Origin of the sequence: Pseudoduganella plicata (assembly GCF_004421005.1) — a bacterium.
In the GTDB taxonomy this organism is placed as follows: domain Bacteria; phylum Pseudomonadota; class Gammaproteobacteria; order Burkholderiales; family Burkholderiaceae_D; genus Rugamonas; species Rugamonas plicata.
On the sequence record NZ_CP038026.1, the window covers coordinates 4,590,479 to 4,613,913 of the forward strand.

Consider the following 23,435-nt stretch of genomic DNA (forward strand, 5'->3'; position numbering starts at 1 on the left):
TCAGTCGCAGGCGTTCACCACGTGGCGGCCGGCGATGGTCGCGAAGTAGACGTCCTCCAGGTCGCCGATGGCTTCCTCGAAGCCGTCGCCCGGGTCGTCGTCGCTGTAGGCGTGAATCAGCGTGCGCCCGGACAGCAGGCGCGTGGAAATGATCGTGTGGCGCTGCGTGAAGTAGGGCAGGTCCTTCTTGTCCACGAAGCGCGCCCAGATCTTGCAGCTGATGTCGTCGATCAGCCCCTGGGTAGCGCCCGTGACGAGCAGCTCGCCCTTGTTGATGATCGCCATATTGGCGCACAGGTCGGCCACGTCGCTGACGATGTGGGTGGACAGGATCACGGTGCGCTCGTCGCCGATGTCGGACAGCAGGTTATGGAAGCGGACGCGCTCCTGCGGGTCGAGGCCGGCCGTGGGCTCGTCGACGATGATCAGTTTCGGGTCGCCCAGCAGCGCCTGGGCGATGCCGAAGCGCTGGCGCATGCCGCCGGAAAAAGTGCCGAGGCGCTGGTTGCGCACGTCGAACAGGTTGGTCTGCTGGAGCAGGCCGTCGACGACTTCGCGCCGGCGGTTCCGGTGCGACAGGCCCTTGAGCACGGCGAAGTGATCTAGCATCTCGTACGCGGTGACCTTCGGATACAGGCCGAAGTCCTGCGGCAGGTAACCGAGCTGGCGGCGCACTTCGTCTTTTTCGTCCAGCACGTCCAGGTCGCCGAAGAACACGGAGCCCGCATCGCATTCCTGCAGCGTGGCAAGGATGCGCATCAGCGTCGACTTGCCCGCACCGTTCGGCCCGAGCAGGCCGAACATGCCGGACGGGATCGTCAGCGAGATATTGTCCAGCGCCACGACGCCGTTGGCGTAGGTCTTGGACAGGTTGCGGATGCTTAACTCCATGCTCACTCCTTGAAACTATTGCAGCGCAGCATGGGCCGCCGCAGGGACCGTCATGCCGACCTTTCACATGATGGCATTGTATTGAAACGACGACACATCGGTTGCCCCCTTGCGACAGGGTGCGCTTTCGCCGCGCCAGAGTGTGGATTCCGGGGAGTGGGCGCAGCGCCCGGAGGCAAGGGTTGAAAAAGCGTCAAGGGTAACGTGCCCGACCGTGGGAGGCAAGCCGCAAACCGTCCGCCTTGCGCTATAGTGCTCCCCATGAGCCAGCAAAACGCCAAACTCGATGCCGCCCTGCAGGAAAACATCCTGGGGGTGACCCGTTGCGGACTGACGGTCAAGGAATCGACGGGCTTCTTCCGCGTCGCGCTGGGCCTGTGCTACCTGGCCACCCTGATGACGAAGGAGTCGCTCGACTTCAAGAAGCTGGACAAGGAATTCAACCGTTTCATCTATCGTGCCATCGGCCCGGGCCACAGCATCACCAGCATCCTGCAGTACATGAGCGGCGAAGGCGTCGTCAAGGTGCTGGACTCGCCCCGCTTCATGCGTGCCTTTGGCGATTACTGCCCGCATGTGCCGCTCGAATCGATCCCGTTCCTGCTGGGCCTGAACCTGGGCGTGGCCAAGGATTTTTCCGGCCTGGACGTGCGCGGCCCCGTCGCCGACTGGATCGAACGCCAGCGCATCGTGCGCGAGGAAAGGGAAGCCGGGGCTAGCCGCGCGACGCCAGAGTGACCCGATGCTTATAATGATGGTCTTCTGAACCAGCACGACAGAATCCCATGAGCTCCCGATATCACACTCCGTTCGACCGTTTCATCTGCAGCGCGGACAAGGCGCTGCGCGTCATTTCGGGCGTGGCGTCCGCATCGCGGCCGACGCCCGCCGTCCACGTCGACGATGCCCACATGACGGACGAAGAGCGCAAGCACAGCGCGGGGCTGATCCGCGTCGACCACGTGGGCGAGGTGATGGCGCAGGGGCTGTACAACTCGCAGGCCCGTTTCGCCAGGAGCGATACCCTGCGCCAGCAATTCGAGAAGGCCAGCCGCGAGGAAGAGGATCATCTGGCGTGGACGGCACAGCGCCTGAAGGAACTCAATTCGCAGACCAGTGTACTGGCGCCGCTGTTTTACGCCGGCGCCTATGCACTGGGAACGGTCGCCGCCAAGATGGGCGATCCGCACAGCCTGGGCTTCGTCGTCGAGACGGAACGCCAGGTGGAAAAACACCTGGAATCGCATATGCAGCGGCTGCCGGCCAACGACGCCAAGTCGCGCGCGATCGTCGAACAGATGCGCCTTGACGAAATCGCCCATGGCAAGGCGGCGCAGGACATGGGCGCGGCCGATACGCCGCTGCCCGTGAAGCTGGCAATGACGGCGATGTCGAAGCTGATGACCGGGACGACTTACTACATCTGAATGTCGGAGCCGGGCGAGCCCGACCTCGAAATGTGACAAGGCGTAACTTGCGCCACCGAACCCAGCGCACCCCTTATAGTGGCGAAAACACTAACAGGAGTTACTCATGCGTTGGGAAGGCAACCGGGAAAGCGATAATGTGGAAGACCGCCGTGGCGACGGCGGCGGAGGCGGCGGAGGCTTCAGCCTTGGCGGCGGCTCGCTCGGCATCGGCGGCGTCATCGTCGCACTGGTCGTGTCATATGTGTTCGGCATCAATCCGGCCACGGTACTGGGGTTGATGAACGGCAGCGCGCCCGTGCAGCAGCAGGCGCCGGTACGCCAAACGCCGGCGACCGACGAAACGACACGCTTCGTGCGCACCGTGCTGGCAGATACGGAAGACGTCTGGGGCGAGTTGTTCCGCCAGCAGGGCGAGACATACGTGAAGCCGAAGCTCGTGCTGTTCAGCGGCAGCACGGGGACCGCATGCGGCACGGGGCAGTCCGCGACGGGCCCGTTCTATTGCCCGCCCGATCAGCATGTCTACCTCGACACGGATTTCTTCAAGCTGATGCAGCAACGGTTCCACGTTTCCGGCGAGTTCGCCGAGGCCTACGTCATCGCCCATGAGGTGGGCCACCACGTGCAGAACCTGATGGGATTGTCGGACAAGGTCCACAACGCCCAGCAGCGCATGAGCGAAGCGCAGGGGAACGCATTGTCCGTCAAGCTGGAACTGCAGGCCGACTGCTTTGCCGGCGTCTGGGCCTTCCACGCCAACCGGTCGCGCCAGATCCTCGAACAGGGCGATATCGAAACGGCGTTGGCGGCCGCCACGGCCATCGGCGACGATGCGCTGCAGCGCCAGGCGCAAGGCCACGTCGTGCCCGACTCGTTCACGCACGGCACCTCGGCCCAGCGCGTGCGATGGTTCAAGCGCGGCATCGACAACGGTGAAGTCGCGCAGTGCGACACGTTCAGCGTGCGGCAGCTGTAATCACCACTTGCACCCGGTATCCGTCAACGTATCGTAAATCAGCGGGATCAGTTTCAAGGGATCGAATCCGCCACCGGCGTAAGCCTTGGTGCAGTCGGTGCGCCCTGCTTTTTTGATGGCACGGGCGACATCGCTGTCGTCCCTACCTCGTACGCGCTGCTCATCTTGCACCAGCTCGACTCCTGAGCGGACGCGCTGGCTTTCATGTTCGGCTGCCGACGCGCGCATGGCTGCCAGGTCGAGCGTGGGCGCCGGGGTGGCTTCTTCGAGGGAGGCGGCTATGGCAGGCGGCGTGGCTGGCGACGCGGTAGCCGCCGGCCCGTCCGGGCGCGCTGCGTGAATGACGCGTGGCGGTGTACGCGTTACGCGAGCGGACGTGGGGACCGGCTCCGGCACCGGCGGCACGAAAGGCGCCGGCACGAGTATCAGGTTGGCATACATCACGGGGCCGTCATTCGGCAGTGCGACGGTGGCGCGCCACATCAGCAGTGCGCCGGCCACGTGCAGGCCGGCCAACACCGCCAGCAGCGCATGGCGGCGCACGGTCGAAGAATCAGACCTCGACAATCTCGACGGAATGCGTAAACTCGGCCGTCTTGGCCAGCATGATGCTGGCCGAGCAGTATTTGTCGTGCGACAGGCTGACGGCGCGCTCCACCGCTTCGGGCTTCAGGTCGCGGCCCGTGACAACGAAGTGGAAATTGATCTTCGTGAAGACCTTCGGGTCCGTCTCGGCGCGTTCGGCCTGCAAGGTAACGTCGCAGCCACGCACGTCCGCGCGGCCCCGTTTCAGGATCAGCACGACGTCGTACGCCGTGCAGCCGCCCGTGCCCAGCAGGACCATTTCCATCGGCCGCGGCGCCAGGTTGTGGCCGCCGCCTTCCGGCGCGCCATCCATCGTGACCATATGGCCGGAACCGGTCTGCGCCCGAAAACTCATGCCCGACGGGCCGTTCCAGCTGACTTTGACTTCCATCGTTACTCTCCGAATGCGGTTACAGGTACGTCGATTGTAATGCAGTGTTCACAGCGACATCAGGTAGCGGTCGCTCTGCATGCGCCGCTGCGTGAAGGCGACGCACAGCAGCGCGAGCACGAGGCTGGCGCCGAAGGTCAGCACGAACGGCAGCAGGCCGACCGCCTGGCCCTTGGCCATCTCGCGCAGCAGGGTCTGGTGCGACAGCACGGGCACCAGGTACATCCACGTGGCCGTGTTCAGGTTCAGCATCGGTACGACGATCACGGGCACGATGGGCAGCATGATGGCAAAGCTGGCCGTTGTCTGGGCTTCCTTGAACGTGCGCGCGTTGATCGACAGCGCAATTTCCAGCGCTGCGGCAAAGAGGGGTAATGTCAGCGACACGACGCAGACATACAACAGGTCCAGCCATGACAGCCGCCACGACATGCCGATTTCCTCCAGCGGCAGGTATTTCAGCACGGCGTGGGCGATGCACAGTTCCAGGGTCAGGCCGACGATCGACACGCAGCTGGCCGCGAGCCATTTGCCCATGACGAGGTCGCGCGTGTGCGCCGGCTGCGCCAGCAGCACTTCCAGCGAGCGGCGTTCGCGTTCGCCGGCGGTGCTGTCCACGGCGGTGCTGAGGCAGAAGAAGAACGCGGGAATGAAGAACATGCCCAGCATCGTGCCGATGACGGAGGCCGAGCGCGATGCGCTGGTGCCGGTGTCGTATTTCTGCAGCTGCACGGGGTGCAGCGTGGCGGGCGAGACGCCATGCGCCAGCAGGCGCGCCCCGGCAATCGTGTTGCCGTAGCTGCGCAGCACGTGCTCGATGTCGCCGACTTTCCGGCCGTTGTCGGAGGCCGAGTCGTACCACAGCTCCACGCGTGCCGGGCGCATGCTGCGGTAATCGTCCACATACGAGTCGGACAGGCGCAGCACCGCCGCCGTCTTCTGCGTGCGCAGCAGCGCCGTGATGGCTTCTTCCGTCATCGGCCCGGCGGTCGTGATGTTGACGTTTTTCTGTTTCAGCTGCGCCATCAGCGTGGGCGCGCGCGCCGCGCCGATGACGGTCAGCTCGATGCCTTCCTTTTCGGGTTTGAGCGCGCGGCTGATCTGCTGCTGCAGCACGCCGCCCACCAGCATCGGATACATCAGCACGAACAGCAGCACCATGCCGAGCGCGCGCTTGTCGCGCAAGGTTTCGCGCAGCTCCTTGAAGAATACGACGACGAACTTGGCACGGCCACTCATACGGCAATCCCTTCCTCGGTGCCCACCAGCTTGACGAAGGCGTCTTCCAGGCTGGCGATGCCCGTGCGTTCGCACAGCGACTGCGGCGTGCCCTGCGCCACGGTGCGCCCGCCCGCGATGACGATGACGTCGTCGCACGAATTCGTCACTTCCTGCATCACGTGCGTGGCCATGATGACGCAGCAGCCGTCGGCGCGCAGCGCGGCCAGCGCGCGGCGCAGCGCCCGCGCGCTCATGACGTCCAGGCCCCGGCTTGGTTCGTCCAGCAGCAGGTTGCGCGGCCGGTGCAGCAGCGTGCGCGCCAGCGCTACCTTGATGCGCTGGCCCTGGCTGAAGCCTTTGGCGCGACGCTCGAGGATGTCGCCCAGCGCCAGCAGCTCCGTCACTTCGTCGATGCGGCGAGCCAGGGCAGCGTCGTCCATGCCGTTCAACTGGCCGAAATAGCGCAGGTACTCGCGCGTCGTCAGTTTTTCGTACAGCCCGAACTGGTCGGTCAGGAAGCCGATGCTGCGCCGGACCGTCATCGGATCCGTGCCGGGGTCGACGCCATCGACGGCGATGGTGCCGCCATCGCGCCGCAAGAGGCCAACCAGCATGCGCAGCAGCGTCGTCTTGCCGGCGCCGTTGGGGCCGAGCAGGGCGGTGACGTGGCCGTCGCGGGCGACAAAGCTGGCACCGGACAGCGCGTGGACCTTGCCGAAGTGTTTGGTGACGTCGTGGATTTCAATCATGGCTGCGGTCCCGCGGCATCGAGCTGGAAAGTGGGGGCAGGGATCTCGTTGACGCAGTCGCCCTGCACGGGGCGGCCCGGCTGGTCGAGGAATTCGCGCAGCAGCCGCGGCACGCAGCCCAGGGTGGAGACGATATGGCCGCCGTTGGGCACGACCAGGTGCTGCGACGCCTTCATCCAGCGCGCGGCGCTGACGGCGCGGCGCGGCGGCGTGACGGGGTCCTGCGCGCCGGACAGCATCAGCACGGGCGCCGCGATCACGGTAGGCGCCGGATAGCGCACCGGCCTGACGTTGATGACGGGGCACAGCGCCGCCAGCTGCGAGGCCAGCGGTGCGCCGAGGAACGAGCCGCGCGTGTCGGCTGCGGCCAGTTCCGGCGTCAGCAGTGGATAGTCCTCGGCGCAGACGACGGCCAGGTACAGCGGGCCGGACATGCTGCCGTCGGCCGAAAAATCGGTGTCGCGGTTGCTGCGGGCGACGAACGGCTCCCAGCGGCCGTTATAGGCACTGTGGACCAGGAAGGGCAGGCTGTGCGCGTCCGGCTGCGCGTACAGCACGCGGTGCACGGTGGCGGCAAAGCGCCGGCTGCTGATCTGCACGGGCCGCACGGCCGTGGTGCGCGGGTCGGCCATCGTCAGCGTCAACGGACCCTTGTCCAGTTTTGCCGACAGGCTGGCGAACTCGCTGCGCAAGGCAGGGAAGGCACGCTTGCACGCCGCATCGCTTTCGCATTGGCGGAACGTCGTCTCCAGCGCCGCCTGGGCATCGCGGCCGCCGGCGGGGATGATCTGGTCCGGTGCCGCCACGCCGTCCAGGATCAGCGTGCGCACATTGGCCGGATACAGGCGGGCGTAATGCTGGCCGAGGCGCGTGCCGTACGAGCCGCCCCACAGGTTGATCTGGCGGTAGCCGAGGGCCACGCGGACCTTCTCGATGTCGCGGGCGGCGGCGTCGGTGGTGTACCGGTCGTATGGCGCGCCGATCTTCTCGATACAGCGGCGCACCTCGGCATCGAGCTGTTCTTCCGACATCGTGTCGATATCGGGTGGCGACTTGCAATCGAGCTTGCCGGACAGGCCCGTGCCGCGCTGGTCGATCAGCACGATGTCGCGGGTGGCGCGCACGCGGCGGAAGGCGGCGTCGATCACGGGCAGGATATCGCTGCCCGCCTGGCCCGGGCCACCCGCCAGCACGAACAGCGGATCGGCCCGCGCCGCCTCGCGGTAGGCGGGCGCCACGGTGGCGTGGACAACGATGGTCTTGCCGGGCTTGTTGTAGTCGAGCGGCACCGTCACGTTGAAGCAGCGCAGCGCCTCCTCGGCGCCGGGCAGGTGGCACGTGCGCCCGGCGGGCGCCGCCATGGCGGTAGCGATGGGCAGCATGGCCATCAGCAGGGTCAATTCGATACGGACGGTCACGCTGCGCTCTCGGCAATAGCAATCCGGCAATACTAGCGCGCTGTTGGTTTTTCGGCAACGGATATCGCCCGGTTGATCTCCCTGTCCGGGGTTGACCGGCCATTGCCGGTCGCGCTATAATCGCCAGCTTTCCGTTCGCTCAGGAAAAGTCAACAACAAGGATGCGTCCGCTGCAGTACCGGGGCGGAACCGCCATTTGAGCGTTTTAACCGGTGATTAAATTCATCTTCATTAGGAAGTCAAACATGAAAACATTTTCCGCTAAGGGCCATGAAGTCCAGCGCGACTGGTTCGTGATTGACGCGACGGACAAAGTCCTCGGCCGTGTTGCCAGCGAAGTGGCACGCCGACTGCGCGGCAAGCACAAGCCAGAATTTACCCCTCACGTCGACACGGGCGATTTCATCGTCGTCATCAATGCAGGCAAACTGCGCGTGACCGGTACCAAAGCCACCGAGAAGACGTACTACCGTCACTCGGGCTACCCAGGCGGCATCTACGAAACGAACTTCCTGAAAATGCAACAGCGTTTCCCAGGCCGTGCTCTGGAAAAAGCTGTCAAGGGCATGCTGCCAAAAGGCCCACTGGGCTACGCAATGATCAAGAAGCTGAAAGTGTACGCCGAAGGTTCGCACCCGCACGCTGCTCAGCAACCTAAAGCACTCGAATTCTAAGGAACTGACATGATCGGTAACTACAACTACGGCACCGGCCGTCGCAAGAGTGCAGTGGCTCGTGTGTTCATCAAGGTCGGCACCGGCCAAATCATCGTGAACGGCAAGCCAGCGTCGGAGTACTTCTCCCGCGAAACCGGCCTGATGGTCATCCGTCAGCCGCTGGAACTGACCGGCAACGTCGAACGTTTCGACATCAAGGTCAACGTGCATGGCGGCGGCGAGTCCGGCCAGGCAGGTGCAGTGCGCCACGGTATCACCCGTGCACTGATCGACTACGATGCAGGCCTGAAGCCTGACCTGGCAAAAGCCGGTTTCGTCACCCGTGACGCGCGTGAAGTCGAGCGTAAAAAAGTCGGCCTGCGCAAAGCACGTCGCGCCAAGCAATTCTCGAAGCGTTAATCTGCTTCCTGCGGCCCGGTTCTGCCGGGCTGTATCGAAAAGCCGTCGGTTCGTCCGGCGGCTTTTTGCTTTTTGGATAGGGTAAAACGTCTGTCACAGGACGCTGCTAAAATCCCCTTTCACTTACCCATCTTTCGCAAGGAACAAGAACATGATCAAAGTTGGCATCGTTGGCGGCACCGGCTACACCGGAGTGGAACTGCTGCGATTGTTGGCCGTCCATCCCGAAGTGCAGCTGACGGCCATCACGTCGCGCAAGGAGGACGGTCTGCCGGTGGCCGACATGTATCCTTCCCTGCGCGGCCGCGTCGACATCGCGTTCTCCGCCCCGGACAAGGCCGACCTGACGCAATGCGACGTCGTCTTCTTTGCCACCCCGCACGGCGTGGCCATGGCCCAAGCGCCGGAACTGCTGGCCAAGGGCGTCAAGGTGATCGACCTGGCGGCGGACTTCCGCATCAAGGACCGTGCCGTGTTCGAGAAGACGTACAAGATCGACCACACGGCACCGGAGCTGCTGGAGCAGGCTGTCTATGGCCTGGTCGAGCTGAACCGTGAAGAGATCCAAAAGGCGAACCTGATCGCCAACCCGGGCTGCTATCCCACGACGATGCAGATCGGCTACGCGCCGCTGCTGAAAGCGGGCATCATCGATGCCGGCAGCCTGATCGCCGACTGCAAGTCCGGCGTGTCCGGCGCGGGGCGCAAGGCCGAGATCGGCATCCTGTTCTCCGAATCGAGCGACAACTTCAAGGCGTACGGCGTCTCGGGCCACCGTCACACGCCGGAAACGTCGGCGCAGCTGCAGCGCTTCACGGACGAGAAAGTGTCGCTGATCTTCACGCCGCACCTGGTGCCGATGATCCGCGGCATGCACGCAACGCTGTATGCGAAGCTGACGAAGGACATCAGCGACGAGGCGCTGCAGCAGCTGTTCGAGGATGCCTACAAGGGCGAAAAGTTTGTCGACGTGATGCCGTTCGGCTCGCATCCGGAAACGCGCACGACCAAGGGCTCCAATATGCTGCGCCTGGCGGTGCACCGTCCGGACGGGGGCGACACCGTCATCGTGCTGGTGGTGCAGGACAATCTGGTCAAAGGTGCATCGGGCCAGGCCGTGCAATGCATGAACCTGATGTTCGGTTTGCAAGAGGATCTGGGCCTGAACACGATAGCCCTTCTCCCATAAAGGTTTATATGCGGCATAAACGCCGCATATTCCCTCCAGAAACAGAGCGGGCCTGAGCGGCACTCTGTGCAAAGGTCTATAATGGACCCAACGATTTCTAGTAGGAGTTCCAAATGAATGCAGTAGCCGAAGCACAAGACGTCATCCCGGCACCGATCGTTTTCACCGACAGCGCCGCTGACAAGGTGGCCCAGCTGATCGAGGAAGAAGGCAACCCTGACCTGAAGCTGCGCGTGTTCGTGCAGGGCGGTGGCTGTTCCGGTTTCCAGTACGGTTTCACGTTCGACGAGATCGTCAACGAGGATGACACGACGATGGTCAAGAACGGCGTCCAGCTGTTGATCGACTCGATGAGCTACCAGTACCTGGTGGGCGCCGAGATCGACTACAAGGACGACCTGGAAGGCGCGCAGTTCGTCATCAAGAACCCGTCGGCCACGTCGACCTGCGGTTGCGGTTCGTCGTTCTCCGTCTAAGCACACCGGCATTACCGAAACGGCGGTCAGCGCGAGCTGGCCGCCGTTTTTACGTTGACGACTGCGTTGTTTCGGCATCACGGGTCAGTTCGTGTCCCACATCGGTGTCAGGTACCGTTGTGGGACACAAGCTCTGCAGTGACGGGAATCAGGCGGCGGCGAGCTGCTGGCCTGCCGCGACGCGCGCTTCGTAACGTTCCCACAGGCGATCATGGTAGGGCAGGGCGACAACGTTCAGGATCGGCTCCAGTACGGCCGCCAGCCCGCCCAGCGCCAGCGAGCCGGTGGCCCAGTACATCATGCCGGCGGCGATAATGAAGTGCATGGCCGTCTGGCTCACTTTTTCCGCTGCGACCAACGCGGCGCGCACCTTGGCCAGCGAGCGCTGGCGCACACGGTGCCAGAAGCCTTCATGCAGCGGCAGCAGCGCGACGTTGACGATCGGTTCCAGGATCGCCGCCAGGCCCCCGAACGCCACCGAACCCGTCAGCACGTACATCAGGCCGAATGCAAGCGACATATGGGTGGCAACCTGGCTGAGTTTTTTCGCTGCGACGATCATTTTGCTGCCTCTTCGTTGAATACCGTTGAGGCAAATGATAACGATTCTCGTTCAAATATGTAAATTAATTGTTCTCAACGGAGCGATTGATAATATCTATCGAGACTGGCGGCGTCATTGTCGAACGCAACCGGCGTCGTTCGTCGTCGATGCAGGAGGAGCGCAACCGCGCTCCCGGCACCGGAGAGACAGTATGGCGGACAGTGCAGCGGCGAAGGGCCCCACATCCTATTTCCCTTCCATTGAAAAGAAATACGACCAGCCCGTCCAGCATTGGCTCAGCCTGCTGGCAGCGCGGGGTGAAGGCAAGCACATGGAACTCGTCGCATGGCTGAAAAGCGAGTACGCCATGGGCCATGGTCACGCCAATGCGCTGGTGGCCCATCACCTTGCACAAAATGGCCGCTGAGGGCCGCGGATGCCGTTTCGAAGTGTGCTAGCGGGGATACAGGGCGCCAAGCACGCGCAGGCCCTGCGCACCCGTGACGGAAGGCAGATTGCCCGGCTCACGCGCATCGAAGCGGAAGGCGAGCCACGCCCAGCAGAGCGCCTCCACTAGCCCTGGCGCGACGCCCAGTACATCCGTCGTCTCGAGCTGGACATGTCCGCCCAGTTCGTCGGCCAGCATGCGCCGCAGCGTGCCGTTATGCGCGCCGCCGCCGCACAGGTAGACGATGTCGGCTGCCGGTGCATGGCGGCGAATATCCGTCGCCAGTGTCGTGGCCGTCAGGCGGGTCAGCGTGGCCATGACATCCTGGGGCGCGGCACTCGCATGGCCGGCCAGGTGGCGCTGCAGCCAGTCGGCATGGAACAGGTCGCGCCCCGTGCTTTTTGGCGGAGGCGCCGCAAAATACGGTTCCGACAGCATCGATGCCAGCAGCGCCGGGATCACGTGCCCGCCGGCGGCCCAGGTGCCATCCTCGTCGTACGGCTTGCCCAGGTGGCGGGCGATCCACCCGTCCATCAGCACGTTGCCGGGGCCGGTATCGAACCCGGTCACGTGACCGTCCTGCTCCAGCACGCTGATATTGGCAATGCCGCCCAGGTTGGCGAGCACACGCGTCCTGCCGGCCTGGCCGAACAGTGCCTGGTGCGCGGCCGGTACCAGCGGCGCGCCCTGGCCGCCGGCCGCCACGTCGCGCGAACGGAAGTCGACGATCACGTCGATGCCGCACAGCTCGGCCAGCAACGCGCCGTTCAGGGCCTGCCACGTGTAGCCTAGCTCCGGGCGATGGCGGATGGTCTGGCCGTGCGCGCCGACGGCCCGCACGTCGGCGAATTTGATGTCCGTCTTTGCCAGCACCTGTTCGATGCACAGCGCATAGATGGCCGCGACCTTGTTCGCCGCCACGGCTTCGCGCTCCAGTTCATTGTCGCCGGGCGCCTGCAAGCCCATCAGTTCTTCACGCAGCGCGTCGGGATAGGGCACGTGGCTGGACGCCAGCGTGCGCGCGGCGCCAGCCCAGAAGTCGACCAGAACGCCATCCACACCGTCGAGGCTCGTGCCCGACATCAGACCGATAAACAAGCTCATGGAAATCTCGCGAAAGAAGTGTTGGACTATTGTGCCGCACCCGCGGCCCTGTTTGCGAATAGTGTTAAGCAGCTAACGGAATGACAGCGAACGGCGCCGTATGATGGAATCACAGTGAGGGAGGGAAGAAAAAACGGCGCCTCACGGGCGCCGTCTTTTCCAACCAAAGCGGGCGAGCCGAAGCTTAGCGCTGCGCCACGGCGCGGTTCGATTCTTCCGGACGCAGCAGTGCGAAGCGGTGGATCATGTCGCCGGCGACCATCTTGAAACGCGCCATTTCGGCACTTGTCAGCGGCGCCTGGGCAAGCACGTTCAGGCGCGTCGGGTCGAGCGACTGGCCACCCACGCGGAACTCGTAGTGCAGGTGCGCGCCGGTCGACCAGCCGGTCGAGCCGACGTAACCGATCAGGTCGCCCTGGCTGACCTTCTGGCCCTTGCGCAGGCCGGAGGCGAACCGGCTCATGTGGGCATAGGCGGTGCTGTAGTTGTTCCAGTGCTTCAGGACGACCACGTTTCCATAGCCGTTCTGCGTACCCGCGAAATCGACGACGCCATCGCCGGCGGCGCGGATCGGCGTGCCCGTCGGTGCTGCGAAGTCGATGCCCTTGTGCGCTTTCCAGTTGCCCGAGATCGGGTGCACGCGCATCGAGAAGCCCGACGAAATCCGCGAGAACTCCAGCGGCGACTTCAGGAAGCCGCGCTTCAGCGACTTGCCGTCGAAGCTGTAGTAGCCCCCACCCTGCCTGGAAGCAGGATCTTCAAACCATACGGACTGATACGTCGTGCCGCGGTTGGTGAATTCGCCGGCCAGGATACGGCCCGCCTTGACGAACTCGCCATCCTGCCAGAACGTTTCGTAGACAACGTTGAACTTGTCGCCACGCTTCAGGTCAGAACGGAAGTCGATATTGGTCGAGAACATTTCCACGATCTGGCGTACGACCGAATCGGGCAGGCGGGTACCGTCCGCATCGGAGTCGGTTGCCGCGAACAGCGTCGTCGTGATGTCGCGTGCGTGCATTTCCACGCGGCGCTCCAGCTTGACCGGCGCTTCCTGGGCAACGAAACCGTCGCCCTTGCGCAGCACGGAGATGTTCTTGACGGGCACGTCGCTGCTGTCGACGACGCTGGCGCGCAGCCACAGCAGGTTGCCTTCGTCATCCGTCTGGGCCTGGACGCGCTTGCCGGTCTTCAGTTGCATGACGGCTTTGGCGACCTTGTCCTTCTTGATGAAGTTTTCGGCAGCATCGTCCTCGACACCCAGGCGCTGCAGCAGCGTGGCCAGCGTATCGCCGGCGCGGATGCGCTCTTCGTGCACGTATTTCTGGGAATCGTCGGCCTGATCGATGGCAGCGATCTGGGAGGAGAGGTTCGGCAGGGCGACAGTCTGCGAGATGGTCTTGACCGGCAGGTCATCCGCATCCGGGACGAGCGGCGCGACGGCGGTAGCGCCGAACGTGCACACGGCCAATGCGAAAGCCGAAGCGCGGACAATGCGCGCCTTGCGGGTCGTACCTAGCAGCTGATACAAGCGCGAGCTTGTGAACTTGTTTGTAGGGTTCATGCAATCAGTTAAAATTTGCCGCTTGAACTTGATGGATTTTTGCTCTTTTGTTCTAAGTTGTTGATTTGTTTCGTTTTCATCGGGCAAGATTGATGGGATCGGGAATTATAGCAAAGTCCTGCGCCACACCAACATTTTAAGAAAATTCTTCTACACATGGATACAAATTCCCCGTCGCCGAAAAAAGCCCCCGCCCCCGTTCTTCCCTTGAGCGACAAGGTGCAGGAGGCGCTTGCCATCGCGAAGCGCGGCGTCGACGAACTGCTGATCGAAAGCGAGTTTGCCCAGAAGCTGGCCCGCTCCGAGCAGAGTGGCGTACCGCTGCGCATCAAGCTGGGCCTCGACCCGACCGCGCCCGACCTGCACCTGGGCCACACGGTCGTACTGAACAAGATGCGCCAGCTGCAGAACCTGGGGCACCAGGTGATTTTCCTGATCGGCGACTTCACGTCGATGATCGGCGATCCTTCCGGCCGCAACGCCACGCGCCCGCCGCTGACACGCGAGCAGATCGAGCAGAACGCGCAGACGTACTTCAAGCAGGCCTCCCTGGTGCTCGATCCGGCCAGGACTGAAATCCGCTACAACTCCGAGTGGTGCGACCAGCTGGGCGCCCGCGGCATGATCCAGCTTGCTTCCCGCTACACGGTGGCACGCATGATGGAACGGGACGACTTTTCCAAGCGCTTCAAGAATGGGACACCGATCTCGGTCCATGAGTTCCTTTACCCGCTGATGCAGGGCTACGATTCCGTCGCGCTCAAGGCCGACCTGGAGCTGGGCGGCACGGACCAGAAGTTCAATCTGCTGGTGGGCCGCGAGTTGCAGAAGGACTGGGACCAGGAACCGCAATGCATCCTGACGATGCCGCTGCTGGAGGGCCTGGACGGCGTGGAGAAGATGTCGAAGTCGAAAAACAACTACATCGGCATCACGGAACCGGCCAACACGATGTTCGCCAAGGTGATGAGCATTTCCGACACGATGATGTGGCGCTACTACGAACTGCTGTCGTGGCGCTCGCTGGACGAAGTGGCCGCGCTGAAGCAGAAGATCGCCGAAGGCGGCAATCCGCGCGACGCGAAAGTCGCCATTGCCCAGGAAATCGTCGCGCGCTTCCACTCGCAGCAGGCGGCCGAGGACGCGCTGGCCGACTTCGTCAACCGTTCGAAAGGCGGCATCCCCGACGATATTCCCGAACTGGCCGTGACGGGCGCTCCGCTCGGTCTGGCGCAACTGCTCAAGCAGACGGGGCTGTGCGCGTCGACGTCCGAAGCGATGCGCATGATCGACCAGGGCGGCGTGCGCATCGACGGCGCCGTCATCAGCGACAAGGCATTGAAAATCGAAGCCGGCACCGTCGTGCTGCAGGTGGGCAAGCGCAAGTTCGCGCGCGTCACGCTGGCATGATCGGCCTGCTGCAACGGGTCACGACCGCCCAGGTGGCGGTCGACGGTGCCGTCGTCGGCGCCATCGATGCCGGCCTGATGGTGCTCGTTTGCGCCGAGCGCGGCGACAGCGAACGGGAAGCCGATGCGCTGCTGACGAAGCTGCTGTCATACCGCGTTTTCTCCGATGAGGCCGGCAAGATGAACCGCAGCGTTATCGACGTGGCGGGTGGACTGCTGCTCGTGCCCCAGTTCACGCTGGCAGCCGACACGAAGTCGGGCACGCGGCCTTCTTTCACCCCCGCCGCGCCGCCGGACGAGGGCAGGCGCCTGTTCGACTACTTCGTTGCCCAGGCTCGCAGCCGGCATCCCGTTGTTGCGACGGGGCAGTTCGGTGCCGACATGCAGGTTTCCCTGACCAACAACGGCCCGTGACGTTCTGGCTGCAGGTCGGCCCGAAGCAGGTATCATGACACGAGTCAATAAGATCAGCCCTTCCATGGCGCGGCGCGGGTGCCGGCGCCTTGCGAAGGGCGAGTGCGGGAGAGTGCGAACATGAAAATCTGGAGTCATTCGTTCCGGGACGGCGCCGCCATCCCGGGCGATAACGCGTTTGCCGTGCCCGATGCGGTCAGCCACGTGCGCTTCGCCGGCAACCGTAATCCGCATCTGGCGTGGGACGATATCCCGCCGGGCACGGCGTCGCTGGTATTGCTCGTCATTGACGGCGACGCGCCGACGGTCGGCACCGACGTCAACAAGGAAGGGCGCGCATTGCCGGTCGAGCTGCCCCGCGGCGATTTTTACCACTGGGCGCTGGTCGATATTCCTCCCGATCTGACGACGCTGGCCGAGGGCGCGTATTCCAGCGGCGTCACGGCGCACGGCAAACCAGGCCCGGCCATCGCGGGCAGTCCGATGCGGCAGGGCCTGAACGACTACACGGCCTGGTTCGCCCAAGACCCGGAGATGGCGGGCGACTATTTCGGTTACGACGGCCCATGCCCGCCGTGGAACGACCTGCGCGTGCACCACTATATATATCGCCTGTATGCGCTGGACATCGAACGGCTGCCGGTCTCCGGACGCTTCACGGCGCAGGACGTGCTGGCGGCCATGCATGGCCACATCGTCGACGAGGCGCAACTGATCGGCAGCTACACACTGCGGCGCGCATGACGACGACATTGTTGTTGATCCGTCATGGCGAGACGGCATGGAACGCCGTGCGCCGGCTGCAAGGGCACCTGGACATCGGCCTGAACGATGCCGGTGAGCGGCAGGCCGCCGCGCTGGCGCGGGCATTGCGCGACGCGCCGCTGGAGGCGATCGTCTCCAGCGACCTGCAACGGGCCATGCAGACGGCCGGCGCCGTCGCCCGCCTTCACGATATACCGTTGCATACGGACGCGGCGCTGCGCGAGCGGGGCTATGGCGTCTTCGAAGGCCTGCTGTACAGCGAAATCGAAGCCCGTTATCCCGAGGATTTCGCCGCCTGGCAGGGCCGCCATATCGATGCCGTCATGCCGCACGGCGAGCGGTTCGCCGAGAGCTTTCGCGCATTTTACGCGCGCAGCATCGCCGCGATCGGCGGGTGGGCGTCGCGTTATGAGGGCCGCACTATCGCCATCGTCGCCCACGGTGGCGTGCTGGAGTGCGCTTACCGGGCCGCCACCGGCATGACGCTGGAAAGTCCGCGCGACTTCCAGGTGAAAAATGCCAGCATTAATCGGTTCACGTTCGATAGCGGCAAGCTGGAATTGACGCAGTGGGGCGATGTCGAGCACCTGGCGTTGGCACTGGACGATATCGTATGAAGCCGGGCACTGAAAACCGGAGCCTGCCACCGATTTTCTTCTAAAAAACCGGTGACAGGCTCCGGTTTCCGGCGGCATCACATTGACCGCCGGACGCGATCGCGACCGCCGTGAAAAAATTTCCAGGCGTAACTCGTTGTTTCATAACCGGAAAGCTGCACGCTTGACGTTTCTATACAAAATAGTGCTTATTATTTGAGCAGTGCATCGGTTAGAATTGCAGGTTCCTCCGCTCCTTTCGCGGCGTCATCCACGGATACCCCAAGTGCAAATCGGTCCCCATATCCTGCGCAATAACGTCTTTGTCGCCCCGATGGCCGGCGTGACGGATCGCCCGTTCCGCCAGCTGTGCAAGGAACTGGGTGCCGGTTATGCCGTGTCGGAAATGGCGGCAGCCAATCCGCGTGTGTGGGCCAGTGAAAAGAGTGCGCGCCGCACGGACCACACAGGTGAAATGGAGCCGAAAGCGGTGCAGATCGCCGGTTCCGATCCGCAGGAACTGGCCGATTGCGCCAGGTTCAATGTCGACAAGGGCGCCCAGATCATCGACATCAATATGGGCTGCCCCGTCAAAAAGGTCTGCAACAACTGGTGCGGCTCCGCGCTGCTGCAGTTCGAGGATGTTGTGGAGCGCATCCTGCATGCCGTCGTTGCAGCGGTCGACGTGCCCGTCACCCTGAAGTTCCGCACCGGCTGGAACCGCGAGAATAAAAACGCGCTGCGTATCGCCCGCATCGCCGAGCAGGCCGGCATCCAGATGCTGACCTTGCACGGCCGTACCCGCGCGGACGGCTACACGGGCAATGCGGAATACGACACCATCGCGGCCGTGAAAGCATCGGTCGGCATCCCCGTCGTTGCCAACGGCGACATCACGACACCGGAAAAAGCCCGCTTTGTCCTCGATAAGACGGGGGCGGACGCCGTCATGATCGGGCGCGCCGCGCAAGGCCGGCCATGGATCTTCCGCGAAATCGACCATTTCCTGCGCACCGGCGAACACCTGCCGGCGCCGCTGGTGGCCGAGGTTCGGGAGCTGATGGACGAGCACTTGCGCGCGCATTACGCGTTCTACGGCGAATACCTGGGCGTGCGCACGGCGCGCAAGCACATCGGCTGGTATGTACGCGACCTGGAAGGGGGCGAGGCGTTCCGCCAGGAGATGAACCGGCTCGAGTCCACGACCGAACAATTGCGGGCCGTGGACAGCTTCTTCGAATCGCAATGGAAGTATGGCGAGCGGTTACAATACCGCCTCGCCGAAGAAATGCTGGCTGCCTGAGCGGCGCCAGACCGGCAAACATTTAGCAAAACACAAGAATATGAGCAAAGAAAGTATCCAGGAAGTCGTCCAGAAAAGCCTCGAAGAGTATTTCAACGACCTGGGCGAGCAGCAGGCTTCCAATATCTACGACATGGTTGTCATGACCGTCGAGAAGCCGATCCTTGAAGTGGTAATGACGCGCGCGGACGGCAACCAGTCGCATGCCGCGCAAATGCTCGGTATCAACCGCAATACCCTGCGCAAGAAGCTGCAGGAACACGGCCTGCTGTAAGCCCGATCCGGCCCCGGCAAGTGGCTGTGACCGGCCGCTTGGCCGGCGAGTCTGTCCAGGCGTCGCCCGCGCGGCGCCCTTAACCAGAATTCTTCACAACCTTGACCATAGCCATGATCAAACAAGCTCTCATTTCCGTTTCCGACAAGACCGGCGTGCTGGACTTCGCCCGCGCCCTGTCGGCGATGGGCGTCAACATCCTGTCCACGGGCGGAACCGCCAAGCTGCTGCTCGACAACGGCGTGGCCGTGACCGAAGTGGCGGATTACACGGGCTTCCCGGAAATGCTGGACGGCCGCGTGAAGACGCTGCACCCGAAAGTGCATGGCGGCATCCTGGCCCGCCGCGACTTTCCGGAGCATATGGCCAAGCTGGATGAACACGGTATCCCGACGATCGACCTCGTCGTCGTCAACCTGTACCCGTTCCAGGCCACGGTTGCGAAAGAAGAGTGCTCGCTGGACGACGCCATCGAAAACATCGATATCGGCGGCCCCGCCATGCTGCGTTCGGCGGCGAAGAACCACAAGGACGTGATCGTCATCTGCGATCCGTCCGACTACGGCGTCGTGCTGGCCGAAATGAAGACGACGGACAACTCGCCCGGCTACGTCAGCTACGAGACCCGCTTCAACCTGGCGAAAAAAGTCTACGCGCACACGGCCGCTTACGACGGCGCCATCACGAACTACCTGTCCAGCCTGGGCCCGGACCGCCAGCACGCCACGCGCGGCGCCTACCCGCAGACCTTGAACGTGCACTTTCAGAAAGTGCAGGACATGCGATACGGCGAAAACCCGCACCAGAGCGCCGCGTTCTACCGCGACAGCAACGCCGTCGAAGGCGCGCTGGCGAACTACCGCCAGCTGCAGGGCAAGGAACTGTCGTACAACAATATCGCCGACGCGGATGCCGCGTGGGAATGCGTCAAGAGCATGGGCGGCATGGACCAGCCGGCAGCCTGCGTCATCGTCAAGCACGCCAATCCGTGCGGCGTAGCATTGGGCGGCTCCGCCGCCGAAGCCTACACACGCGCACTGCAGACGGATCCGACCTCCGCCTTCGGCGGCATCATCGCCTTCAACGTGCCGGTCGACGGCGCCGCGGCCAGCGAGCTGGTCAAGCTGTTTGTCGAAGTGCTGATCGCACCATCGTTCACGGACGAAGCGAAGCAGATCATGTCGGCCAAGCAGAACGTGCGCCTGCTGGAAATCCCGCTGGGCGGCGGCGTCAACACGATGGACTTCAAGCGCGTCGGTGGCGGCTTGCTGGTCCAGTCGGCCGACGCGAAAAACGTGCTGCTGGCCGACACGCGTGTCGTCACCAAAAAACAGCCGACGCCGCAGCAGTTGGCCGACCTGATGTTCGCGTGGAAGGTGGCCAAGTTCGTCAAGTCGAACGCCATCGTCTTCTGCGGCAATAACATGACGCTGGGCGTCGGCGCGGGCCAGATGAGCCGCATCGACTCCGCCCGCATCGCGTCGATCAAGGCGCAGAACGCCGGCCTGACCCTGGCAGGTTCCGTCGTCGCTTCGGACGCGTTCTTCCCGTTCCGTGACGGCCTCGATGTTGTCGTGGACGCGGGCGCCACGTGCGTCATCCAGCCAGGCGGCTCGATGCGCGACCAGGAAGTCATCGACGCGGCCGACGAGCGCGGCGTCGTGATGCTCTACACGGGCACGCGTCACTTCCGCCATTAATCGGTACCCACGGCAGAGCTCGTGACCCCAAGGGTGTCACGAGCTCTGCATCACGTCGCTGACAACATCGGGGTCAGGCACGAAAACTGTCACGAACTCAGCCGGTAAAACAGCCGAGCTCGTGACAACATTTGTGCCTGACCCCGATGTTGTCACGAGCTCGGCAGTAATTCGCCGCACCCCTGCGCTTGCGCTCTTGCGGGCGCTTTCTTTACTGCATACAATCAGCCAATGATTATTCTCGGCATCGACCCTGGCCTGCGTACGACCGGCTTTGGCGTTATTCACAAGCAGGGTACGAAGCTGCGTTACATTGCCTCCGGCACCATCAAGAGCGGCGAGGGCGATCTGCCGACGCGCCTGAAAGTCATCCTCGATGGCGTCTCCGAACTGACGGCAGTCTATACGCCCGACTGCGCGGCCATCGAAAAAGTCTTCGTGAACGTCAATCCGCAATCCACGCTGCTCCTGGGGCAGGCGCGCGGCGCCGCCATTTGCGGCCTCGTCAGTGCTTCGCTGAGCGTGGCGGAATATTCCCCCACGCAGATCAAGCAGGCCGTCACCGGCACGGGCAAGGCGGCGAAGACGCAGGTGCAGGAGATGGTGGCGCGGCTGCTGGCGCTGCCGGGCCTGCCAGGTTCCGATGCGGCCGACGCGCTGGGCGTCGCCATTTGCCACGCCAACACGCACGACACCCTGGCGGCCATCGCTACGATCGACCTGGCCGCGCGCGGCACGGCTGGCCTGCGCATGAAGCGCGGCCGCCTGGTCGGCTAAACTACACCCCATTCAACCCATTACGGAACACCCATGATCGGACGTCTCTCCGGCATCCTGCTCGAAAAAAATCCGCCGCAACTGCTGGTCGACGTGCAGGGCGTCGGCTATGAAGTCGATGTGCCGATGAGCACCTTCTACAATCTGCCGCACACGGGCGAGCGCGTCACGCTGTTCACGCACCAGGCCATCCGCGAGGATGCGCACCTGCTGTTCGGCTTCGGCAATGCCGAGGAGCGGGCCGTGTTCCGCCAGCTGATCAAGATCACGGGCGTGGGCGCGAGGACGGCGCTGTCGATCCTGTCGGGCATGTCGATCGCGGACCTGTCGCAGGCCGTCACGCGGCAGGAAGCGGGACGCCTGATCAAGGTGCCCGGCATCGGCAAGAAGACGGCCGAACGCCTGCTGCTGGAGCTGAAGGGCAAGCTGGGCGCGGACCTGGGCGTCGTCGGCGGTGCCCCTGCTGTGCCGGATGCGCAAACGGACGTCCTGAACGCGCTGATCGCTTTGGGGTATTCTGACAAGGAGGCGCTGCTGGCGCTGAAGGCCGTGCCGGCCGGCGCGAGCGTCTCGGACGGTATCAAGGCGGCGCTCAAGGCCCTGTCCAAAGGTTAAACAATGAGCATCCAGACCGACGATTTCACACCGCAGCGCATCATCGACGCGGCCCCGTCGTCGCCCAACGAGGAAGCGATCGAACGGGCGTTGCGCCCCAAAGTCCTGGACGAATACATCGGCCAGGAGAAGATCCGCGGCCAGCTGGAGATCTTCATCTCGGCCGCGCGCGGACGGGGCGAGGCGCTCGATCACACCTTGCTGTTCGGGCCACCCGGCCTGGGCAAGACGACACTGGCCAACATCATCGCGCGCGAAATGGGCGTGAATTTGCGCCAGACGTCCGGCCCCGTGCTGGAGCGCCCGGGTGACCTGGCCGCGCTGCTGACGAACCTCGAAGCGAACGATGTGCTGTTCATCGACGAGATCCACCGCCTGTCGCCCGTGGTCGAGGAGATCCTGTACCCGGCGCTGGAGGACTACCAGATCGACATCATGATCGGCGAAGGCCCGGCGGCCCGTTCGGTCAAGCTGGACCTGCAGCCGTTCACGCTGGTGGGCGCCACGACCCGCGCCGGCATGCTGACCAATCCTTTGCGTGACCGTTTCGGCATCGTTGCGCGTCTCGAGTTTTATACGACGGAAGAACTGGCGAAGATCGTCACGCGCAGCGCCGCGCTGCTCAAAGCCCACATCGACGACAGCGGCGCGCTGGAAATTGCCCGCCGCGCGCGCGGCACGCCCCGTATCGCCAACCGCCTGCTGCGCCGCGTGCGCGACTATGCGGAGGTGAAAAGCAATGGCGACATCACGAAAGAGACGGCTGACGCGGCACTGGTGATGCTGGACGTGGACACGGTCGGCTTCGACGTCATGGACCGCAAGCTGCTTGAAGCGGTGCTGTACAAGTTCAACGGCGGCCCGGTCGGCATTGGCAACCTGGCCGCGGCCATCGGCGAAGCGGCCGACACGATCGAGGACGTGCTGGAGCCCTACCTGATCCAGCAGGGCTACCTGCAGCGCACGCCGCGCGGCCGCGTCGCCACGCCGGCCGCCTACCAGCACTTCGGCCTGACGCCGCCGCGCACCAGTCTGACCGGGGATCTGTGGTAATGCAGATCTGGGTCGATGCGGACGCCTGCCCCGGCGTCATCAAGGAAATCCTGTACCGCGTGGCGGAACGCGTGCAGATGAACGTGACATTGGTGGCGAACCAGCTGCTGCGCGTGCCGCCATCGAAGTACGTGCGCGCCGTGCAAGTGCCGCATGGTTTCGACGTGGCCGATAATGAAATCGTGCGGCTGGTGCAGCCGGGAGACCTCGTCGTCACGGGCGACATTCCGCTGGCATCGGACGTGCTGGAGAAGGGCGGCTACGCCCTCAACCCGCGCGGCGATTTTTACACGCCGGACACGATCAAGCAGCAGCTGACGATGCGCGCGTTCATGGACGACCTGCGCAGCAGCGGCGTCGATACGGGCGGCCCGGCCGCCTTCAGCCAGGCCGACCGCCAGCGCTTTGCCAATGCCCTCGACGGGCATCTGCGCAAGGTAGCGGGGCGGTAGAACGCCCCGCTGCGT

General features: G+C 63.8%; 27 protein-coding genes and 1 pseudogene. 19 read left to right on the plus strand and 9 right to left on the minus strand.

Annotated features, from left to right (window positions below; all coding sequences use genetic code 11):
• Window positions 1-891, minus strand: coding sequence for an ABC transporter ATP-binding protein (locus E1742_RS20275; protein ID WP_134386950.1), 891 nt, complete (start codon window positions 889-891; stop codon window positions 1-3).
• Between the two features lie 261 nt (window positions 892-1,152).
• On the opposite strand from E1742_RS20275, the gene E1742_RS20280 reads away from it, so the two are divergent.
• The 3 genes from E1742_RS20280 (at window position 1,153) to ypfJ (ending at window position 3,297) form a co-directional block, all read left to right on the plus strand.
• Window positions 1,153-1,629 (plus strand): hypothetical protein, encoded by a 477-nt coding sequence (locus tag E1742_RS20280; RefSeq protein ID WP_134386951.1) that lies wholly within the window; start codon window positions 1,153-1,155, stop codon window positions 1,627-1,629.
• A gap of 47 nt (window positions 1,630-1,676) precedes the next feature.
• A complete protein-coding gene (coq7, locus tag E1742_RS20285) occupies window positions 1,677-2,318 on the plus strand; it encodes a 2-polyprenyl-3-methyl-6-methoxy-1,4-benzoquinone monooxygenase (protein WP_134386952.1) in 642 nt (213 codons plus the stop codon).
• A gap of 106 nt (window positions 2,319-2,424) precedes the next feature.
• On the plus strand, window positions 2,425-3,297 hold the full coding sequence (ypfJ, locus tag E1742_RS20290; RefSeq protein WP_134386953.1) for a KPN_02809 family neutral zinc metallopeptidase: 873 nt from the start codon (window positions 2,425-2,427) through the stop codon (window positions 3,295-3,297).
• Here ypfJ and E1742_RS20295 read toward each other — a convergent pair whose 3' ends face one another.
• The 5 genes from E1742_RS20295 to E1742_RS20315 are packed head-to-tail and all read right to left on the minus strand — an operon-like array spanning window position 3,298 to window position 7,661.
• Window positions 3,298-3,840: a hypothetical protein gene (locus E1742_RS20295; RefSeq protein WP_134386954.1), complete on the minus strand. Its 543-nt coding sequence runs from the start codon at window positions 3,838-3,840 to the stop codon at window positions 3,298-3,300.
• A 10-nt stretch (window positions 3,841-3,850) separates the two neighbouring features.
• A complete protein-coding gene (locus E1742_RS20300; protein ID WP_134386955.1) occupies window positions 3,851-4,273 on the minus strand; it encodes an OsmC family protein in 423 nt (140 codons plus the stop codon).
• A 48-nt stretch (window positions 4,274-4,321) separates the two neighbouring features.
• A complete protein-coding gene (locus tag E1742_RS20305) occupies window positions 4,322-5,512 on the minus strand; it encodes an ABC transporter permease (RefSeq protein WP_134386956.1) in 1,191 nt (396 codons plus the stop codon).
• Window positions 5,509-6,243: an ABC transporter ATP-binding protein gene (locus E1742_RS20310; RefSeq protein ID WP_134386957.1), complete on the minus strand. Its 735-nt coding sequence runs from the start codon at window positions 6,241-6,243 to the stop codon at window positions 5,509-5,511. The genes E1742_RS20305 and E1742_RS20310 overlap by 4 nt, the downstream gene beginning before the upstream one ends.
• Complete coding sequence (locus tag E1742_RS20315; protein WP_229466142.1) at window positions 6,240-7,661, minus strand: alpha/beta fold hydrolase; 1,422 nt, start codon at window positions 7,659-7,661, stop codon at window positions 6,240-6,242. Before E1742_RS20315 ends, E1742_RS20310 begins: the two co-directional genes overlap by 4 nt.
• A 245-nt stretch (window positions 7,662-7,906) precedes the next feature.
• Between E1742_RS20315 and rplM the strand changes: the two genes are divergently transcribed.
• The 4 genes from rplM to erpA all read left to right on the plus strand — a co-directional run bounded on the left by rplM (window position 7,907) and on the right by erpA (window position 10,402).
• Complete coding sequence (gene rplM, locus E1742_RS20320; RefSeq protein WP_107140762.1) at window positions 7,907-8,335, plus strand: 50S ribosomal protein L13; 429 nt, start codon at window positions 7,907-7,909, stop codon at window positions 8,333-8,335.
• A gap of 9 nt (window positions 8,336-8,344) precedes the next feature.
• Window positions 8,345-8,737 (plus strand): 30S ribosomal protein S9, encoded by a 393-nt coding sequence (gene rpsI, locus E1742_RS20325; protein ID WP_134386958.1) that lies wholly within the window; start codon window positions 8,345-8,347, stop codon window positions 8,735-8,737.
• A 151-nt stretch (window positions 8,738-8,888) separates the two neighbouring features.
• Window positions 8,889-9,926: an N-acetyl-gamma-glutamyl-phosphate reductase gene (gene argC, locus E1742_RS20330; protein ID WP_134386959.1), complete on the plus strand. Its 1,038-nt coding sequence runs from the start codon at window positions 8,889-8,891 to the stop codon at window positions 9,924-9,926.
• A gap of 113 nt (window positions 9,927-10,039) precedes the next feature.
• On the plus strand, window positions 10,040-10,402 hold the full coding sequence (gene erpA, locus E1742_RS20335; RefSeq protein ID WP_134386960.1) for an iron-sulfur cluster insertion protein ErpA: 363 nt from the start codon (window positions 10,040-10,042) through the stop codon (window positions 10,400-10,402).
• 148 nt (window positions 10,403-10,550) lie between these two features.
• On the opposite strand, the gene E1742_RS20340 is transcribed toward erpA, so the two are convergent.
• Window positions 10,551-10,964, minus strand: coding sequence for a DUF2061 domain-containing protein (locus E1742_RS20340; RefSeq protein WP_134386961.1), 414 nt, complete (start codon window positions 10,962-10,964; stop codon window positions 10,551-10,553).
• A 193-nt stretch (window positions 10,965-11,157) separates the two neighbouring features.
• Between E1742_RS20340 and E1742_RS20345 the strand changes: the two genes are divergently transcribed.
• Window positions 11,158-11,373: a DUF4287 domain-containing protein gene (locus E1742_RS20345; protein ID WP_134386962.1), complete on the plus strand. Its 216-nt coding sequence runs from the start codon at window positions 11,158-11,160 to the stop codon at window positions 11,371-11,373.
• A 27-nt stretch (window positions 11,374-11,400) separates the two neighbouring features.
• On the opposite strand, the gene E1742_RS20350 is transcribed toward E1742_RS20345, so the two are convergent.
• Together E1742_RS20350 and E1742_RS20355 are read right to left on the minus strand one after the other, a co-directional pair.
• Window positions 11,401-12,498 (minus strand): anhydro-N-acetylmuramic acid kinase, encoded by a 1,098-nt coding sequence (locus E1742_RS20350; RefSeq protein WP_134386963.1) that lies wholly within the window; start codon window positions 12,496-12,498, stop codon window positions 11,401-11,403.
• Window positions 12,499-12,682: 184 nt separating this feature from the next.
• On the minus strand, window positions 12,683-14,062 hold the full coding sequence (locus E1742_RS20355) for a M23 family metallopeptidase (protein WP_134386964.1): 1,380 nt from the start codon (window positions 14,060-14,062) through the stop codon (window positions 12,683-12,685).
• 156 nt (window positions 14,063-14,218) lie between these two features.
• On the opposite strand from E1742_RS20355, the gene tyrS reads away from it, so the two are divergent.
• The 11 genes and pseudogenes from tyrS to E1742_RS20410 all read left to right on the plus strand — a co-directional run bounded on the left by tyrS (window position 14,219) and on the right by E1742_RS20410 (window position 23,420).
• A complete protein-coding gene (tyrS, locus tag E1742_RS20360) occupies window positions 14,219-15,472 on the plus strand; it encodes a tyrosine--tRNA ligase (RefSeq protein ID WP_134386965.1) in 1,254 nt (417 codons plus the stop codon).
• A pseudogene (dtd, locus tag E1742_RS20365) lies at window positions 15,469-15,923 on the plus strand (D-aminoacyl-tRNA deacylase). Before tyrS ends, dtd begins: the two are co-directional and overlap by 4 nt.
• An 82-nt stretch (window positions 15,924-16,005) precedes the next feature.
• The gene (locus tag E1742_RS20370) at window positions 16,006-16,629 is read left to right on the plus strand and encodes a YbhB/YbcL family Raf kinase inhibitor-like protein (protein WP_134386966.1); all 624 of its coding nucleotides are present in this window, start codon (window positions 16,006-16,008) and stop codon (window positions 16,627-16,629) included.
• The gene (locus E1742_RS20375; protein ID WP_134386967.1) at window positions 16,626-17,267 is read left to right on the plus strand and encodes a histidine phosphatase family protein; all 642 of its coding nucleotides are present in this window, start codon (window positions 16,626-16,628) and stop codon (window positions 17,265-17,267) included. Before E1742_RS20370 ends, E1742_RS20375 begins: the two co-directional genes overlap by 4 nt.
• A 265-nt stretch (window positions 17,268-17,532) precedes the next feature.
• Entirely contained in the window at window positions 17,533-18,549 is a 1,017-nt protein-coding gene (dusB, locus tag E1742_RS20380) for a tRNA dihydrouridine synthase DusB (protein ID WP_134386968.1), read from the plus strand.
• A gap of 40 nt (window positions 18,550-18,589) precedes the next feature.
• Window positions 18,590-18,823, plus strand: coding sequence for a helix-turn-helix domain-containing protein (locus tag E1742_RS20385; RefSeq protein WP_107140775.1), 234 nt, complete (start codon window positions 18,590-18,592; stop codon window positions 18,821-18,823).
• Between the two features lie 113 nt (window positions 18,824-18,936).
• Window positions 18,937-20,523, plus strand: coding sequence for a bifunctional phosphoribosylaminoimidazolecarboxamide formyltransferase/IMP cyclohydrolase (gene purH / locus E1742_RS20390; RefSeq protein ID WP_134386969.1), 1,587 nt, complete (start codon window positions 18,937-18,939; stop codon window positions 20,521-20,523).
• Window positions 20,524-20,754: 231 nt separating this feature from the next.
• Complete coding sequence (ruvC, locus tag E1742_RS20395) at window positions 20,755-21,300, plus strand: crossover junction endodeoxyribonuclease RuvC (protein WP_134386970.1); 546 nt, start codon at window positions 20,755-20,757, stop codon at window positions 21,298-21,300.
• 33 nt (window positions 21,301-21,333) lie between these two features.
• Window positions 21,334-21,915, plus strand: a complete 582-nt coding sequence (gene ruvA / locus E1742_RS20400) for a Holliday junction branch migration protein RuvA (RefSeq protein WP_134386971.1) — start codon at window positions 21,334-21,336, stop codon at window positions 21,913-21,915.
• A gap of 3 nt (window positions 21,916-21,918) precedes the next feature.
• Complete coding sequence (gene ruvB / locus E1742_RS20405) at window positions 21,919-22,968, plus strand: Holliday junction branch migration DNA helicase RuvB (protein WP_134386972.1); 1,050 nt, start codon at window positions 21,919-21,921, stop codon at window positions 22,966-22,968.
• A complete protein-coding gene (locus E1742_RS20410) occupies window positions 22,968-23,420 on the plus strand; it encodes a YaiI/YqxD family protein (RefSeq protein WP_134386973.1) in 453 nt (150 codons plus the stop codon). Before ruvB ends, E1742_RS20410 begins: the two co-directional genes overlap by 1 nt.
• Window positions 23,421-23,435 lie beyond the last annotated feature (15 nt).